A 13,751-nucleotide genomic window follows, 5' to 3' on the forward strand; every position below is an offset into this window, starting at 1 on the left:
ATGGTCTGAGTATTGGACCTCGCAGAAAACGTTTGGAGTGTCCTGGCCAAAATAAGCGTCGTAAAGGCCATCGCTATTCCCATTTCGGTAGAATGCTGCAATCCAATATAGAAGGAAACGATGACTGCCGCTCCTATTAGCACCCCTCGAACGATTACACTTTGCAGCGTACCGCCAGAGAATATGCCCTCATTTATATCACGAGGTTTTCGTTTCATCACGTCCGGCTCTTCCTTCTCCATACCAAGAGCCAGCGCCGGCAAGGAATCATTGATTAAGTTAATGAACAGCAGCTGCAATGCAGTGAATGGATTTGGCATATTGAGAAAGACAGCGAAAAGGATAGCGATAATCGCACCCAGGTTCCCGGCAAACAAATAGCCTATCGCCTTTTTGATATTATCAAACACCGTGCGCCCTACTCCGACAGCGTTGACAATGGAGACAAAATTATCGTCTGCGAGTACCATAGCTGATGAATCTTTAGCTACATCCGTTCCGCTCCCCATAGCTATTCCTATATCTGCTTGCTTCAGTGCAGGGGCATCATTCACACCGTCTCCGGTCATTGCAGTAATAGATCCTTTGTTCTGCCACGCCCGGACAATTCTGATTTTGTTTTCCGGTGATACACGGGCATAGACAGAGATTCGACCAAGCTTCTCATCCAATTCTTCTTCAGATAATTTATCCAGTTCCTTACCTGTTAGAGCAAGATCTCCTTCTTCCATCAATCCGATTTCTTTCCCGATTGCCTGAGCTGTGGTTTTATGATCACCGGTGATCATGATACTGCGTATACCAGCACTTCTTGCTTCCGCAATGGAAGCAGGAACAGCTTCGCGCGGAGGATCAATCATAGCTGTAAGACCCACTAGTACAAGATCTTGTTCATCCTGTTCCTCCAATGAACCCTTATCGTCGGGTATCTTTTTGTAACCATAAGCCAGTACACGAAGCGCATTATCGGAGAATTTTTCGTTCTGATCCATTACTTCTTTAAGACGCGTTTCATCCAATGATTGTTCTTCTCCATCAATTAGGATGTGTGTGCATCTTTCGAACAGCACATCGGGTCCGCCCTTAATCAGCATTAGTCTATCTCCATCTAAGCGATAGACAGTGGACATCATCTTTCTATCCGAGTCGAAAGGCAGCTCCATTTCGCGTTCCTTCTCTTTTCGGAGCCGAGCTGGATCCAGTCCCATCTTCTGTCCGAAATGAATCAGTGCTGTTTCTGTCGGGTCTCCTATTTCTGCGCCCTCCTCACTGACACTAGAGTCATTGCAGAGAACAGCGATATTTAGAAGCAACTGCTCCGATTTGCTCCGCGCTGATTCATCTTCCGATATCCCTTCGCTTTTCCCAGGGACGAATGTATCTGTCACAGTCATCTTGTTTTGTGTGAGAGTTCCTGTCTTATCTGTACAAATTACACGAGTAGAGCCTAGTGTTTCCACTGCTGGAAGCCTGCGAATGATTGCTTGTTGCTTAGCCATCTTGGTCGTACCTACTGCCATAACGATCGTTACAATAGAAGATAATGCTTCCGGAATTGCAGCCACCGCTACTGCTACAGAGAAAGTGAAGGCATTAAGAAAGCCTTGGGTCATATCTGCCTGACCATCTCCAAACCAAAGGCGCGCGGCTTGAGCTGCAAAGATCAAAATACACAGCACCAAGACCCCAATTCCGAGTCTTTTACTGAATTCATCCAGCTTTTTCTGTAAAGGCGTCTGCTTGGATTCTGCTGTCTCGATCATATTGGCAATCTGCCCAATTTCAGTATTCTGGGCAATGGCTGTCACAATGAAGCTTCCTCGACCGTTCACTACCAGCGATCCGCTATGTACCATATTGATACGATCTCCAATAGAAGCTTCTTCCTCAATCACGTCTGTCTTCTTATCCGCTGCCTCTGACTCTCCTGTCAACATTCCCTCATTGATTTTTAGAGATTCGCTGCTGATTAGTCTACCGTCCGCCGGTACATAATCCCCTGCATCCAGCTGCACGATATCTCCTTTTGTCAGTTCCTTGGCCGGCACCGTCGTACTCTCTCCACCACGCACTACTTTAGCTGATGGAGCAGACATCTCCTGTAATGCCTCTAATGAGCTTTCCGCTTTCTTTGTCTGAACAACACTGATAACACTATTGAGCAAGATGACAAGAAAAATGATGATGGATTCTACCACTTCCCCCAATGCGAGCTGTACAGCTGCCGCTACAAGCAGGACAATGACCATAGCATCCTTGAAAGTGGCAAGGAACAACTTCCATACTGGATCCTTTTCCTTACTCTTCAATTCATTGTATCCATCCGCTTCCAGTCTCCGCTGGGCTTCTTCCTGCGATATACCCGAGCGTTGGGTCCCAAGTTCCTGTAAAACCTCTTCTGCATCCATGCGGTAAGCCTTCACTCCATGCCCCCCTTTCCAAATTCTCTCCTAATTGGTTTCCCCCAAATAAGCAAAATAGAATCAGCTTTTTTGTAAAAATGTTGTCATTTCTATTAACAGATAGCAGACAAGCATCATGTTCACGGACAGGCATGCATAGAATGGAACTACATTACGGAGACAGCGAAGGGAATGATAGGCATGCAGCACTTTTATGTATTCCGTTTCAACAAATGGAAAAGGTGGGCATTTGTCGTAGCAGCAGCAATGTTCACAGCGTTGATTATCTGGATGGAGACGAGCAGTTCGCTTTCCGTCTTTTCCTCGAAGGAAAAACCAGCAGCTTTGACACAAGGGAGTAAAGATGCTCCTAATATTGCACTAACCTTCAATATAAGCTGGGGAGATACGCAAGCTATCCCTATACTGGATGAATTGAAGGAACAGAATGTAAAAGCAACCTTCTTCGTCAGTGGCGAATGGGCTGAGCGCCATCCGCAAATCATCGACCGGATTGTCGAGGATAAGCATGAATTGGGAATGATGGGCTACCGGTATAAAAGCTATATCGATCAAGAGCCTGCTCAAATAAGAAAAGACCTCTCTTATGCAAAAGAGATATTCCGTAAACTTGGTCATGAAGATATCGAGCTGCTCCGGGCGCCAACGGGAGATTTCAATACTGAAATAATCCAGTTATCAGAGACCCTCGGTTTGAAAGTCATCCAATACAGTGTCAATCCACAGGACTGGCGTAATCCAGGAACACAGCTTATCGTAGATGAAGTCATGGAAGAAGCAAGTAATGGTGATATCATTCAGCTACATGCTTCTGATTCAGTCAAACAAACGGAAAAAGCTCTAGAGACTATCCTGCCCGCACTGAAGAATAAAGGATATCATTACGTCACTGTCAGCGAACTCATTGCTGGAGGAACCCCTGAATTGAAAGAAGTGAATTAATGCATAAACACTGCTCCTTTTGCGCAAATTAAGGGTACTTACTACAGTGGAAGGAGCACACGTTTATGTTTGTACGGTTAGTTCCGATCTTGTTATTATCCCTATTCGTGCTTACTTCATGCACGGGCGGGCAAGCCGCAGAAAGCAGTCAGCCGGATTATGATACGACCAAACAAATGGTCGCCGATATATTGAAAACAGATGAAGGCAAAAAAGCCATCTCAGAAGTGATGTCAGATGAGACAATGCAGGATTTGGTCTCCTTGGATGCTAGCAAAGTAGAAGATGCTATCAATAAATCATGGACATCAGAAGAAGGACAAAAATTCTGGAAAGAACGTTTCGAAGATCCGGAGTTCGTCGCAGCCTTCGCGAAAAACATCGGACCTGAGCAGAAGAAGCTCGTCAAAGATTTGATGAATGATTCCGATTTCCAAAAGCAGATGCTGCAGCTCTTGCAGGATCCAAAAGTACAAGAGCAGATGCTCAATGTCATGAAAAGTCAGGATTTCCGCAAGGAGCTGGAGAAAACAATCCAGGAATCTGCGGAGACACCAATGTTTGAGCAAAAGCTGATGCAGACTGTCCAAAAAGCATTGGAAGAAGCGCAATCCAAACAAAAAGAGAAGTAAACCTATAAGACCTAGGCGGATTATATCTGCCTAGGTCTTTTTTATCATCTTCTCTTAAAAGCGTTTCCAACTTTTTTACGGTGGGTAATAGAAGAACGCTTTCATAAATTAATCGGAGGGACTAAATTATGCTGAAAAGATTCTGTCTGCTAGCACTTGCATTACTCCTATTCCTGACGGGTTGTGCTGGATTTACCGGTGGATCAGAGGGAACTCAGGCTTCTGAAGGAAAAACTGAGGATGGTAAAGTAAAGATTGATTTCTGGACATTCTGGGGTTCGGAGATCCGCCGTCCTGTAATAGACAAAATCATCGAAGATTTTAATAACTCGCAAGATGAAATTGTAGTAGAACATACATACATACCATTCGGCGATATTTGGACAAAAGAATTGGCTGCTATCGCGGCAAACAATCCCCCAGATGTTGTCATTAATGACATTAACGCCACTGCCCTCCGCGGACAAGAAGGACAAGCTGAGAACCTGGCGCCATATTTGGAGAAAGACGATATTTCCGGACGATTCTATGAGAATCTTTGGGACACTACCTTGTATGAAGGCGATTCCTACGGGATTCCATTCAATACAGACACACGATTGTTGTTCTATAACAAAGATGCCTTCAAAAAAGCTGGACTAGATCCGAACAAGCCCCCTGAAACTTGGGAAGAGCTTGAAGAGTATGCTGAAAAACTCGACAAGAAGTCCGGCAATACATATGAACGAATCGGCTTCTATCCGCTTTATGGCGTAGGATCTGACGTGTGGCTATTGAATGGATCTGGAATGAATTATTTCAACGAGGATGATGAACCGGTCATCAATAGTGAAACAAACGTTGATACGATGGAATGGATCAAGAGCTGGAAAGATAAATACGGCGAAGACACTATCAACCGTTACCAATCTCAAATCGATAGTCAGCAAAGCAATCCTTTCTTTAACGGTTCGCTCGGTATGATGGCGAACGCAGCAACCTTCTACACACAAATTCGCGACTATGCACCTGACCTTGATTTTGGCGTAGCTCCATTACCGGAGAAAACATCTGGCAACGGCAACACAAGCTGGGGCGGCGGATTTGTAGCTGAGATTCCGAAAGGCTCTTCTCACCCAGATGAAGCATGGGAATTCATCAAATATCTAACAGATAAAGAAGCACAGGAATACTGGGCAGTGAAGAACTTCGATAATATAGCCAACATCGAAGCGTCAGAAAGTGCAGCAGCATCTGACGAACTATCAGAAAAGGATCAGATGGTTTATGAAATGGCAGCACAGAACCTGAACGAAACATTGCTTACCCCAATGCCTGCTTATGCCCCGGATTATGTGAATCTCATTAATCCGCAGCTCGATGCTATCCTTATAGAAAATAAACCAGCGCAGGAAGCATTGGATAAAGCACAGCAGGATGTCGAAGAACTTGTAGAAAAAACAGCACAATAGGGTTTCTTTTTTGGGGGGATACGATGAAAAAGAAAAAATGGTGGACGATGGGAAGACGTGAAAGTCTCCAAGGGTATATTTTCGTTGCCCCTTGGGTTATCGGTTTCCTCGCGTTCACACTAGGTCCGCTGGCGTTCTCTTTGTACGCCAGCTTTACCGATTACAACATCACATCCCGCATGGACTTTGTGGGTTTACAGAATTATGATCAGCTATTTACAGGGGATGACCTATTTTGGACATCCCTATATAACACGTTATACTTTGTTATTTTCTCTGTACCGCTCACAACCATAGGGGCTATCTTTATTTCGATGCTGATGAATCAAAGCCTGCCGGGCATGCGAATTTTCCGGACAATTTTCTATCTTCCGGCAGTTTTATCTGGTGTCGGCGTCTATCTGCTTTGGATGCAGCTCCTGGATCCCGGAACAGGTCTTGTTAACACCATTCTTTCCTGGTTCGGTATAAATGGACCGAACTGGCTGTTCGATCCCGATTGGACGAAACCGTCTCTTATCTTTATGAAGCTATGGAGTGTCGGCGGCAGTATGCTGCTTTATCTTGCGAGCATGCAAGGTATAAGCAAAAATCTGTATGAGGCAGCAGAAATAGACGGGGCTGGAGCATGGAAGAAGTTTCTGCATATCACGTTACCATTGATTACCCCAGTCATTTTCTTCGATATCATTACAAGTACAATAGGCAGCTTCCAAATCTTCCAAGAAGCATATGTTATGAGTCAAAACGGATCTGGAGGCCCAGCAAGCTCTATGCTGTTTTATAACCTTTATATGTGGATTAAAGCATTCCAATCGTTTGATATGGGCTATGCTATGGCAATGTCGTGGATTCTGTTTGTTGTTGTCCTCATAATCACGCTTATAAACCTGAAGCTTGCACCAAAATGGGTGCATTATGAAGGAGATGATAAGTGATGGACATGACAGAACGAAAGCAGCTTCCCAACAAACAAGAAAGAAGAAAGCCTGTTATAAGCAATAATCTGCTGCGGACGTTGAATTGGGTCCTGCTCGTAGTCGGAAGCCTCTTCCTATTATCACCAATCTGGTGGATGATTAGCACCTCTCTCAAACCGATGGAGGAGATCATGCAGTTTCCACCTACCCTATTGCCTCAGGAATGGCATTGGGAGAACTACGTACATACATGGCAGTCTGCTCCGTTTACGACGTATGCCGTGAATACCATTACCATTACACTCATTTGTGTGGTCGCTAACGTATTTGTGAATAGCTTTATAGCTTACGGGTTTGCTAAGATTCCATTCCCAGGCAAGAATCTCCTATTCACGATCGTTCTATCGACAATGATGATTCCTGGTTTTGTTACGCTAATTCCACAATATGTTCTGTTCGCTAAGCTGGAATGGCTTAATACGTATTATCCGCTCGTCGTGCCTGCCTTGTTCGGCAGTGCGTTCAATATCTTCCTGCTTCGCCAATTCTTCCGGACGATTCCAAACGAAATGATTGAAGCCGCAAAAATGGAAGGTGCGAATCACTTCTATATCTGGAGGAAGATTGCCCTGCCTCTTGTAAAGCCGGCACTGGCAACAGTAGCCATCTTCTCGTTCAACGGTGCATGGAACGACTTCCTTGGTCCCTTGCTTTACGTGAACGATGAAAGCCTCTATACGCTGCAAATCGGACTACAAGTATTCAAGGAGCAGGCGAGCACGCAATGGAATTATCTAATGGCTGGTTCCTTGCTTGTATTGCTGCCTGTGATTATTTTGTTCTTCGTATTCCAGAAGTACTTTATCAAAGGTGCGAATATCACAGGATCAAGCAGCTTCGACAAATAGAAAAAGCTGAGAGCAAAAATGCTCTCAGCTTTTTTATTGCATATATTTTTCTAAAATCGCCCTTGCCAAGTCATCATACGCATCTCCAAGCGGATGATTTTCTTGATAAACAGCCGGCGCAAAGACTCCTTCTTCCTTGTATGGCTGCGCCAGCGGCAAGCGTCCTATCACTTCTGTTTCAAGTGCATCCGCAAGCTTGTCTCCGCCGCCTTGACCGAAGACGTATTCTTTCTCACCAGTTGCCTGTACCTCATAGTACGCCATGTTTTCTACAACACCAAGGATTTCATGCTCTGTACGAAGCGCCATTTGACCAGCACGCGCAGCAACGAAAGCAGCGTTGGGATGCGGCGTTGTCACAATGATCTCCTTGGAGGATGGCAGCATCGTGTGGATGTCTAAAGCCACATCTCCTGTTCCTGGCGGAAGGTCGACAAGCAAGTAATCTAAATCGTCGCCCCATTGTACTTCTTTGAAGAAGCTTGTCAGCATTTTACCAAGCATTGGTCCGCGCCAGATGACTGGTCCGTTATCTTCCACGAAAAAGCCCATCGAGATAATCTTCACACCAAAACGCTCCACTGGTGTGATTTTGTCATCAACCACTTCCGGACGTTTCTCGATACCCATCATTTCGGGAACACTGAAGCCGTAAATATCAGCATCAATGATACCGACTTTAAAGCCGATACGCGCAAGTGCTACTGCCAAATTGACGGTAACCGTAGATTTCCCTACACCGCCTTTACCGCTGGCGATGTTGATGAATTTCGTCTTTGTATCCTTGTCCAGCAAAGATTTCTGCTTACCGGAGGATTGCGTCTGGCTGTAGCGGTCCACTACATCCTGTGGCAGCTGATCGAAGCGTAATCCTACTGTTGCAGCTCCTGCGTTCTTCAGAACATTAACAATTTCTTGCTGCAGCTGCATCTGTTCTGCAGTATTCGCCTTGCCAACCAAAATCTTCACGCTGACATGCCGTTTCTCTTCCTTGATCCGGATGTCCGCGATAGCGCCAGTTTCTCCTAGCGTCGTATGTAGAAAAGGATCTTCGATATCATTCAGAAGCTCCCGTACTTTTTCTTCTGTTACCATGTGAACGCCCCCTACCTAGCTTGTTCCGGAAAACGTTTTCCAGATTGCTTTTACCGCTAGTATAACATATTCTCAAGACAGCTAGGCAAGCGGCGCTCGGTCATTCATCTTCCGGCATCTTCTCGGTTGTATAACGGAGGATTCCCTCATAAATACTGAAAGCCATCTGCTCCTGATAAGGGGAATCCTTCAAGAGCTCAAGCTCCCGCGGATTTGACATGAATCCGATCTCAACAAGCGCACCGGTCGGCTTCGTATGCTTCAGTAGATACATCGTATTCAATGCCAGCGGCACCCGCGTCGTATTTTCCAAGTTACGTTTGATTTCATCCTGGATAAAAGTTGCTAATGCTTTACTGCCTTCATTATCTTCATTGAAAAACGTCTGGGCTCCGGCCCATTTGGAAGAAAGCAATGCATTCGTATGAATGCTGATATAAAAGTCTGCTTCCTTTTCTTCGATAAAGGCCACCCGATTCCTTATGTCCTCTGATTTGCGGCGGGATAGCCCTTTTGTCTCTTCATCCGCCAGATCCACATCATCTTCCCGTGTTAGATAGACGAGCGCACCTGCCTGCTGCAAATAGTCTCGCAGCATTTTTGAGACTGCTAATGTAATTCCCGCTTCCTGTGTTCCATCTGAACCTTCCGCCCCGCCGTCGACACCACCATGCCCCGGGTCTATTACAATCGTCTTGCCAGCTAACGGCAAGGACCAGGAATGAGAAGATTCCTCTGTCGTGACGATCTTCGGTACGTAGTAAGCGAGCAGCATGATAAACAACGCAGCTGCTACGGCTCCTGCAATCCATCTTCTAGTCATTCGTGCTTCCTCCCATACCGCGCATTTGTACACTATATGGGACAACCATACCGGATATACGCTCTTCTTTGGAATTTATGCGAGCACTGGTATAATAAAGCTAGTAATACGAATGAAGCTAGTAATACGATTAAAAATAGCTATACAAAGTATGACAGAAAAGGACGTACAAAATGAATTTCGATAATCAGACGAAACGCTTATATTTGAATGTTGGTATTTATGTCGTGCTGGGCGGAATAAGCGCACTGCTATATTTGCTCCATCACAATCTAATCATTATTGGCATCTGCTTACTCGTCAGCTACTTAATCAGCTACGGTATCTCCAATACTTTTTTTCCTCGCAGCAAAGATACCTTCTACCCGAAGGATGAAAGGAAGTAATTACGTTGGCCAACTATATCATGGACTTACGTGAAACAGTCGGCAGCCGCCCGCTCGTCATGGCTGGTGCCGGTGTCATTATTCGGAATGAATTCGGACAGCTGCTCTTACAGCTAAGAGCGGATACAAAGGATTGGGGACTTCCAGGCGGTGCTATGGAGCTCGGAGAATCACTGGAAGACACAGCCAGACGAGAGCTTTATGAGGAAACAGGACTGCATGCTGAGCGCTTCAGCTTCCAGCGTATGTGTTCAGGACCTGACTTCTATGCTAAGTATCCAAACGGTGACGAGGTGTATAATGTCATCTCTGTTTATGAGGCTTACGGCGTTTCAGGAGAATTCACCATGCTTGATGGAGAAAGCCTGGATTTGCGGTATTTCCCTCTAGATGACCTGCCCGAACTCAACCACATCACCCAGAAAATGCTTTCTGGCCTACTCATTCCATAAAGGGGCACGATTATGACAAGAAAAACCTGGATGTACTTATTTATCATGCTAGCCGGATTATCCATGGGCTTGTACAATAACTTTACCAACTTAGGAACATTGCTGCTCATGATCCTGCTTAGTGCCGCTGCCGTGATCATGATCATCTTTAACATCAGTGTAGGGCTCAAAAACCGGCGACAAAAAAAACAATAGGAGTGTTTGCCGAAATGAACCAGATCAATTTGATTTGCTTAGGTGCTAATGACATGCAAGCATCACTTGCTTTCTATCGTGATGGCCTGGATTTCGAGACAAGCGTAAAAGAGAACTCACCGAATATCGTCTTCTTCAACAACAGAGGAACGAAGCTGGAATTGTTTCCGCTTGATGCATTACGCAAGGATATCAATGCGGATAATCCGCCTGAAACAGGCACTGGATTTCCTGGGTTCACACTTGCTTATAATGCCAAGACGGCACAGGAAGTTGATTATGTAATCGAGAAAGCGGCACGAGCTGGTGCTACGATCGTCAAACAGCCGCAGCGTGTTGATTGGGGTGGCTACAGCGGTTATTTCACTGACCCTAACGGCTATTATTGGGAAGTAGCGTTTAGCGAGCATTGGAAGTTCGACGAAAACAATATGCTGATCATTGAGTAAAGAAAAAAGCCAGAAGCATATTCGCTTCTGGCTTTTATTGTGGTTCCACATGAACATTTACCCAATAGACGTCATGCTCGCGCTTTAGCGTCTTCTCAACTGTTGTTGCTACGTCATGGGCTTGCCGGATGTCCAGCGTGGAATTGACCAAGATCTCTGTATCAACGATGGCATTATTTCCATAGCTTCTCGCTTTCATCGTCTTTATGCCTTTTACACCTTGGATTTTCATTATCGTCTCCGTGTACGAAACCATTAGTGTTTCATCGAATCCATCGGTCAGCTGATGGGAAGAAGAAGTGAAGATCTCCCAAGCCGTCTTACAGATAATCAAACTAACAATAATTGCTGCCAAAGGGTCCAGCCAAGGCAAACCAAGCTGTGAACCAACGATACCAACTACAGTACCCACACTTACAAGTGCATCTGATAGATTATCCTTTGCTGCCGCTTTTACAGATTGACTGTTTATTTTCGAACCCAGCCGCATATTATATCGATAAACAAAAAACATAACGATTGCCCCGAATACGCCTGTCCAGGCTGCCATCATATCTGGTGCCTCGTTAGAACCATCAAATACATTAAGCACAGCCGTATATAATACTTGCAGCCCGACCGTCATCATAATAAAGGAAGCAATAAGACTTGCGACCGTCTCTGCTTTCCAATGACCGTACGGATGATCTGCATCAGGTGGCTTCCTCGCCAGTTTCAGCCCGATCAATACAGCGACAGAAGCGACAATATCTGTAGCATTATTTAAACCGTCCGCTCGTAAAGCAGCCGATCCACTTATAAATCCAACAATTAGTTTCAAAGAGGACAAGACAAGATAAGCACCGATACTAATATAAACTCCGCGCTCTCCCATCTTCAGTTCCTTGTATTTTTCATTCTCCAACGCCTCGTCAGCCCTTTCATTCCAGTTCCATCATCATATCAGCCCAACATTGGGTGGGTCTACAGCAACGTTTTTTCAAGATGCCATATGAATAGCCGCGAGCTAATAGTTTTTCCCTGAGCAAAAGCGCAGATAATTCACAAAAGGAAAGCTAATCAAACGATTGATCAAGATAGACACCATCCGCCCATGGGTGCATAAGCTAGCGTGAGGAAGGAGCGATGATAAGTTGAATAACAACGATACTGTCATTGTCGTAGAGGAAAGATATGAGTTCATCGCCACGGTGATATCTTATATAGGCCTAATCCTGTCCCTGATCGGAGCAACAATTGCACTTTACATTTCTTACGCATCTTATAAAAGGTCTGTACAGAATGCTGGAAGCGGAAACGGATACGGCGCCGTCACAGCTGCCGTTATTGCATAAGCATGAAAAAGCCTCTTGTTTACTACAATGATACAGAGGCTCTTTTTAAGAGTTCTGAAGACAAGCCTAATAAGGAGGATGATGAATGGAAGAAGATCTGGAACAGCGCATCCGTCTGCTCGAGCTGGAATTGGAAAAAATGAAAGAGGAAAACAAACACCCCAGGCACAGCTGGATATGGGCTTTCGTTCCGATACTAGCATTGCTTATTCCGATAGCGGCCATCCTCCGCGATACCTTCAATTAAAAAAAACACTTAATTAGGCTGCTGTCCTGCGCCTTCCGCTCTTGCCCGTCATACACTGGCACAGAAAGGAAGGTGTTTTTCATGCAAGAACAAAATCACTCTCTTGTACCTTATCAAGCTGACGAGCAAGTTCAATATTCTTATCCGGTTTATACGGATGAATACCGACGCCGTCCTGGTTATGGCTTCGGTGGATTCGGTCGTCCAGGTTATGGCTATGGCCGCCCTGGGTTCGGCTACGGCGGCGGACCATTTCTAGGCGGTGTCGTCGGCGGTCTGATCGGCAGCAGCTTGCTTTATCCGCCTTATTATAACCGGCCTCGGCCTTACCCATACCCTTACTATCCTTATCCGTACCCTTACTATAACTATCCTTACTATGGTTACGGATATTAATATACAAAGAGGGATAACAGTCCCTCTTTTTGTTATGTTCTCTTCACACATAGGTAACCTGATGTTGTCAGACAAAGGTGACAGGTGTTGCGTGTCATTGTATTACTGATAATATTAATAAGAAACCCAGCAGATTAGGTAGATGGAGAAAAGGAAGAAAATCATAAAGATAAAAGAGGAGGAACAAGATGACGAAACAATACAACCAAGTTAGAGAATTCCATAAGGCATTCGATCACTTACAACATGACAAACCAACTCCTATGAGTAAAGAGATTGCATTAAATCGTGCAGTCTGGTCAGGTGAGGAATTAATGGAATTTCTATATGCTACAGTAGGTGGAAATGTCTCTGAATTTGAAAAGCTTTATGAACAATTCCTAGTAGGATTAGAGAAAGCCAAAACCAAAATACGTGAAGAACAAAAGCCAGTAGATGACGTTCTTATTGCTCAAGCTGATGCATTAATTGATGAGGCTTATTTTAACAATGGTTCGTTTGCTATTCTTGGTGTTGAGCCTGAACCACTGTTTGATATTGTACATGAAGCTAATATGGGCAAGTTACACAATGGTGTTGCAAAGTATCGTGAAAGTGATGGGAAAATACTGAAACCGGAAAACTGGGAAAGAGATTTTGCTCCCGAGAAAAGATTGAAAGTTGAAATTGAGCGTCAAGCAAGTACATAACCTAAAAGAAGGTACATAATACAATCCCACCCAAAAAGCATACCCTTATCGGTATGCTTTCTTCAGTAACGGCTTCCTTTGCGTGTCATTTTGACAAATGCAGCGATGAGCATTAGTACACCAGGTAAGAGGAAGTATAATAGCACTGCATAGATACCTACTGCTGCCGCTACAATGAGGAGAACACCAGCTAGCACCGATTTTCGATCAAGCAAGAATGCGGCGATGATGCCTAAGATGCCAGCGGCAATCCCAAGAACTCCAAAGTTCCCAACTGTATACGTATTTTCAATTAAGGTAAAGAACATAGCTAGAAGTGAGGCAATAATACCAAAGATGCCCCCTACAATTGCGATTGTTTTCATAGTTAAAACTCCCTTCATTGCTGCATTGACTTCCTATCTCTATA

At 44.7% G+C, this 13,751-nt stretch carries 18 protein-coding genes; 13 read left to right on the plus strand and 5 right to left on the minus strand.

The annotated features are described in order from the left end of the window. Positions 1-2,423, minus strand: a 2,423-nt coding sequence (locus tag CHH58_RS17165) for a cation-translocating P-type ATPase (RefSeq protein ID WP_095262902.1), incomplete at its 3' end; no start/stop codon positions are given. Between the two features lie 180 nt (positions 2,424-2,603). On the opposite strand from CHH58_RS17165, the gene pdaB reads away from it, so the two are divergent. From pdaB to CHH58_RS17190, 5 genes are all read left to right on the plus strand, one after another. Continuing rightward, complete coding sequence (gene pdaB / locus CHH58_RS17170; RefSeq protein ID WP_095233795.1) at positions 2,604-3,365, plus strand: polysaccharide deacetylase family sporulation protein PdaB; 762 nt, start codon at positions 2,604-2,606, stop codon at positions 3,363-3,365. Positions 3,366-3,430: 65 nt separating this feature from the next. Continuing rightward, positions 3,431-3,997 carry a spore germination lipoprotein GerD gene (gene gerD, locus CHH58_RS17175; RefSeq protein WP_095231179.1) on the plus strand — a complete coding sequence of 189 codons (567 nt, stop codon included), beginning with the start codon at positions 3,431-3,433 and terminating at the stop codon, positions 3,995-3,997. A 128-nt stretch (positions 3,998-4,125) separates the two neighbouring features. Next, complete coding sequence (locus CHH58_RS17180) at positions 4,126-5,448, plus strand: ABC transporter substrate-binding protein (protein WP_249275169.1); 1,323 nt, start codon at positions 4,126-4,128, stop codon at positions 5,446-5,448. A 23-nt stretch (positions 5,449-5,471) separates the two neighbouring features. Then, complete coding sequence (locus CHH58_RS17185) at positions 5,472-6,386, plus strand: carbohydrate ABC transporter permease (protein WP_095231178.1); 915 nt, start codon at positions 5,472-5,474, stop codon at positions 6,384-6,386. Then, a complete protein-coding gene (locus tag CHH58_RS17190) occupies positions 6,386-7,276 on the plus strand; it encodes a carbohydrate ABC transporter permease (RefSeq protein ID WP_095231177.1) in 891 nt (296 codons plus the stop codon). The genes CHH58_RS17185 and CHH58_RS17190 overlap by 1 nt, the downstream gene beginning before the upstream one ends. A gap of 33 nt (positions 7,277-7,309) precedes the next feature. On the opposite strand, the gene CHH58_RS17195 is transcribed toward CHH58_RS17190, so the two are convergent. Together CHH58_RS17195 and cwlD are read right to left on the minus strand one after the other, a co-directional pair. Further along, on the minus strand, positions 7,310-8,371 hold the full coding sequence (locus CHH58_RS17195; RefSeq protein ID WP_095231176.1) for an Mrp/NBP35 family ATP-binding protein: 1,062 nt from the start codon (positions 8,369-8,371) through the stop codon (positions 7,310-7,312). A gap of 100 nt (positions 8,372-8,471) precedes the next feature. Beyond that, the gene (gene cwlD, locus CHH58_RS17200; RefSeq protein WP_095231175.1) at positions 8,472-9,194 is read right to left on the minus strand and encodes an N-acetylmuramoyl-L-alanine amidase CwlD; all 723 of its coding nucleotides are present in this window, start codon (positions 9,192-9,194) and stop codon (positions 8,472-8,474) included. Positions 9,195-9,367: 173 nt separating this feature from the next. On the opposite strand from cwlD, the gene CHH58_RS17205 reads away from it, so the two are divergent. Genes CHH58_RS17205 through CHH58_RS17220 form a run of 4 tightly spaced genes read left to right on the plus strand, consistent with a single transcriptional unit; the run spans position 9,368 to position 10,676 of the window. Next, complete coding sequence (locus CHH58_RS17205) at positions 9,368-9,580, plus strand: hypothetical protein (protein ID WP_095231174.1); 213 nt, start codon at positions 9,368-9,370, stop codon at positions 9,578-9,580. A gap of 20 nt (positions 9,581-9,600) precedes the next feature. Next, positions 9,601-10,032 (plus strand): NUDIX hydrolase, encoded by a 432-nt coding sequence (locus CHH58_RS17210; RefSeq protein WP_095234761.1) that lies wholly within the window; start codon positions 9,601-9,603, stop codon positions 10,030-10,032. A 12-nt stretch (positions 10,033-10,044) separates the two neighbouring features. Next, entirely contained in the window at positions 10,045-10,227 is a 183-nt protein-coding gene (locus CHH58_RS17215; RefSeq protein ID WP_095231173.1) for a hypothetical protein, read from the plus strand. A gap of 14 nt (positions 10,228-10,241) precedes the next feature. Further along, complete coding sequence (locus tag CHH58_RS17220) at positions 10,242-10,676, plus strand: VOC family protein (RefSeq protein ID WP_095231172.1); 435 nt, start codon at positions 10,242-10,244, stop codon at positions 10,674-10,676. 34 nt (positions 10,677-10,710) lie between these two features. Here CHH58_RS17220 and CHH58_RS17225 read toward each other — a convergent pair whose 3' ends face one another. Beyond that, complete coding sequence (locus CHH58_RS17225) at positions 10,711-11,580, minus strand: cation diffusion facilitator family transporter (protein WP_095262903.1); 870 nt, start codon at positions 11,578-11,580, stop codon at positions 10,711-10,713. A gap of 229 nt (positions 11,581-11,809) precedes the next feature. Between CHH58_RS17225 and CHH58_RS17230 the strand changes: the two genes are divergently transcribed. The 4 genes from CHH58_RS17230 (at position 11,810) to CHH58_RS17240 (ending at position 13,342) form a co-directional block, all read left to right on the plus strand. Further along, complete coding sequence (locus CHH58_RS17230; RefSeq protein WP_095231170.1) at positions 11,810-12,010, plus strand: hypothetical protein; 201 nt, start codon at positions 11,810-11,812, stop codon at positions 12,008-12,010. Positions 12,011-12,095: 85 nt separating this feature from the next. Continuing rightward, the gene (locus CHH58_RS18505) at positions 12,096-12,257 is read left to right on the plus strand and encodes a hypothetical protein (RefSeq protein ID WP_170937682.1); all 162 of its coding nucleotides are present in this window, start codon (positions 12,096-12,098) and stop codon (positions 12,255-12,257) included. Positions 12,258-12,338: 81 nt separating this feature from the next. Beyond that, the gene (locus CHH58_RS17235; protein ID WP_179867407.1) at positions 12,339-12,653 is read left to right on the plus strand and encodes a hypothetical protein; all 315 of its coding nucleotides are present in this window, start codon (positions 12,339-12,341) and stop codon (positions 12,651-12,653) included. Positions 12,654-12,841: 188 nt separating this feature from the next. Next, positions 12,842-13,342, plus strand: a complete 501-nt coding sequence (locus tag CHH58_RS17240) for an HAD family hydrolase (RefSeq protein ID WP_095262904.1) — start codon at positions 12,842-12,844, stop codon at positions 13,340-13,342. A gap of 62 nt (positions 13,343-13,404) precedes the next feature. On the opposite strand, the gene CHH58_RS17245 is transcribed toward CHH58_RS17240, so the two are convergent. Next, entirely contained in the window at positions 13,405-13,707 is a 303-nt protein-coding gene (locus CHH58_RS17245) for a hypothetical protein (protein ID WP_095233790.1), read from the minus strand. Between the last annotated feature and the right edge of the window lie 44 nt (positions 13,708-13,751).

The sequence above is a fragment of the Terribacillus saccharophilus genome (assembly GCF_002272745.1).
Taxonomy (GTDB): Bacteria; Bacillota; Bacilli; order Bacillales; family Amphibacillaceae; genus Terribacillus; species Terribacillus saccharophilus_B.

What these genes read in the sequence shown, in the direction of transcription:
- CHH58_RS17220 (WP_095231172.1), top strand. Translation starts at nt 10,242, where the DNA reads ATGAACCAGATCAATTTGATTTGCTTAGGTGCTAATGACATGCAAGCA.
- CHH58_RS17240 (WP_095262904.1), top strand. Translation starts at nt 12,842, where the DNA reads ATGACGAAACAATACAACCAAGTTAGAGAATTCCATAAGGCATTCGAT.
- gerD (WP_095231179.1), top strand. Translation starts at nt 3,431, where the DNA reads ATGTTTGTACGGTTAGTTCCGATCTTGTTATTATCCCTATTCGTGCTT.
- CHH58_RS17190 (WP_095231177.1), top strand. Translation starts at nt 6,386, where the DNA reads ATGGACATGACAGAACGAAAGCAGCTTCCCAACAAACAAGAAAGAAGA.
- CHH58_RS17185 (WP_095231178.1), top strand. Translation starts at nt 5,472, where the DNA reads ATGAAAAAGAAAAAATGGTGGACGATGGGAAGACGTGAAAGTCTCCAA.
- CHH58_RS17235 (WP_179867407.1), top strand. Translation starts at nt 12,339, where the DNA reads ATGCAAGAACAAAATCACTCTCTTGTACCTTATCAAGCTGACGAGCAA.
- cwlD (WP_095231175.1), bottom strand. Translation starts at nt 9,194, where the DNA reads ATGACTAGAAGATGGATTGCAGGAGCCGTAGCAGCTGCGTTGTTTATC.
- pdaB (WP_095233795.1), top strand. Translation starts at nt 2,604, where the DNA reads ATGCAGCACTTTTATGTATTCCGTTTCAACAAATGGAAAAGGTGGGCA.
- CHH58_RS17180 (WP_249275169.1), top strand. Translation starts at nt 4,126, where the DNA reads ATGCTGAAAAGATTCTGTCTGCTAGCACTTGCATTACTCCTATTCCTG.
- CHH58_RS18505 (WP_170937682.1), top strand. Translation starts at nt 12,096, where the DNA reads ATGGAAGAAGATCTGGAACAGCGCATCCGTCTGCTCGAGCTGGAATTG.
- CHH58_RS17245 (WP_095233790.1), bottom strand. Translation starts at nt 13,707, where the DNA reads ATGAAAACAATCGCAATTGTAGGGGGCATCTTTGGTATTATTGCCTCA.
- CHH58_RS17195 (WP_095231176.1), bottom strand. Translation starts at nt 8,371, where the DNA reads ATGGTAACAGAAGAAAAAGTACGGGAGCTTCTGAATGATATCGAAGAT.
- CHH58_RS17205 (WP_095231174.1), top strand. Translation starts at nt 9,368, where the DNA reads ATGAATTTCGATAATCAGACGAAACGCTTATATTTGAATGTTGGTATT.
- CHH58_RS17210 (WP_095234761.1), top strand. Translation starts at nt 9,601, where the DNA reads ATGGACTTACGTGAAACAGTCGGCAGCCGCCCGCTCGTCATGGCTGGT.
- CHH58_RS17215 (WP_095231173.1), top strand. Translation starts at nt 10,045, where the DNA reads ATGACAAGAAAAACCTGGATGTACTTATTTATCATGCTAGCCGGATTA.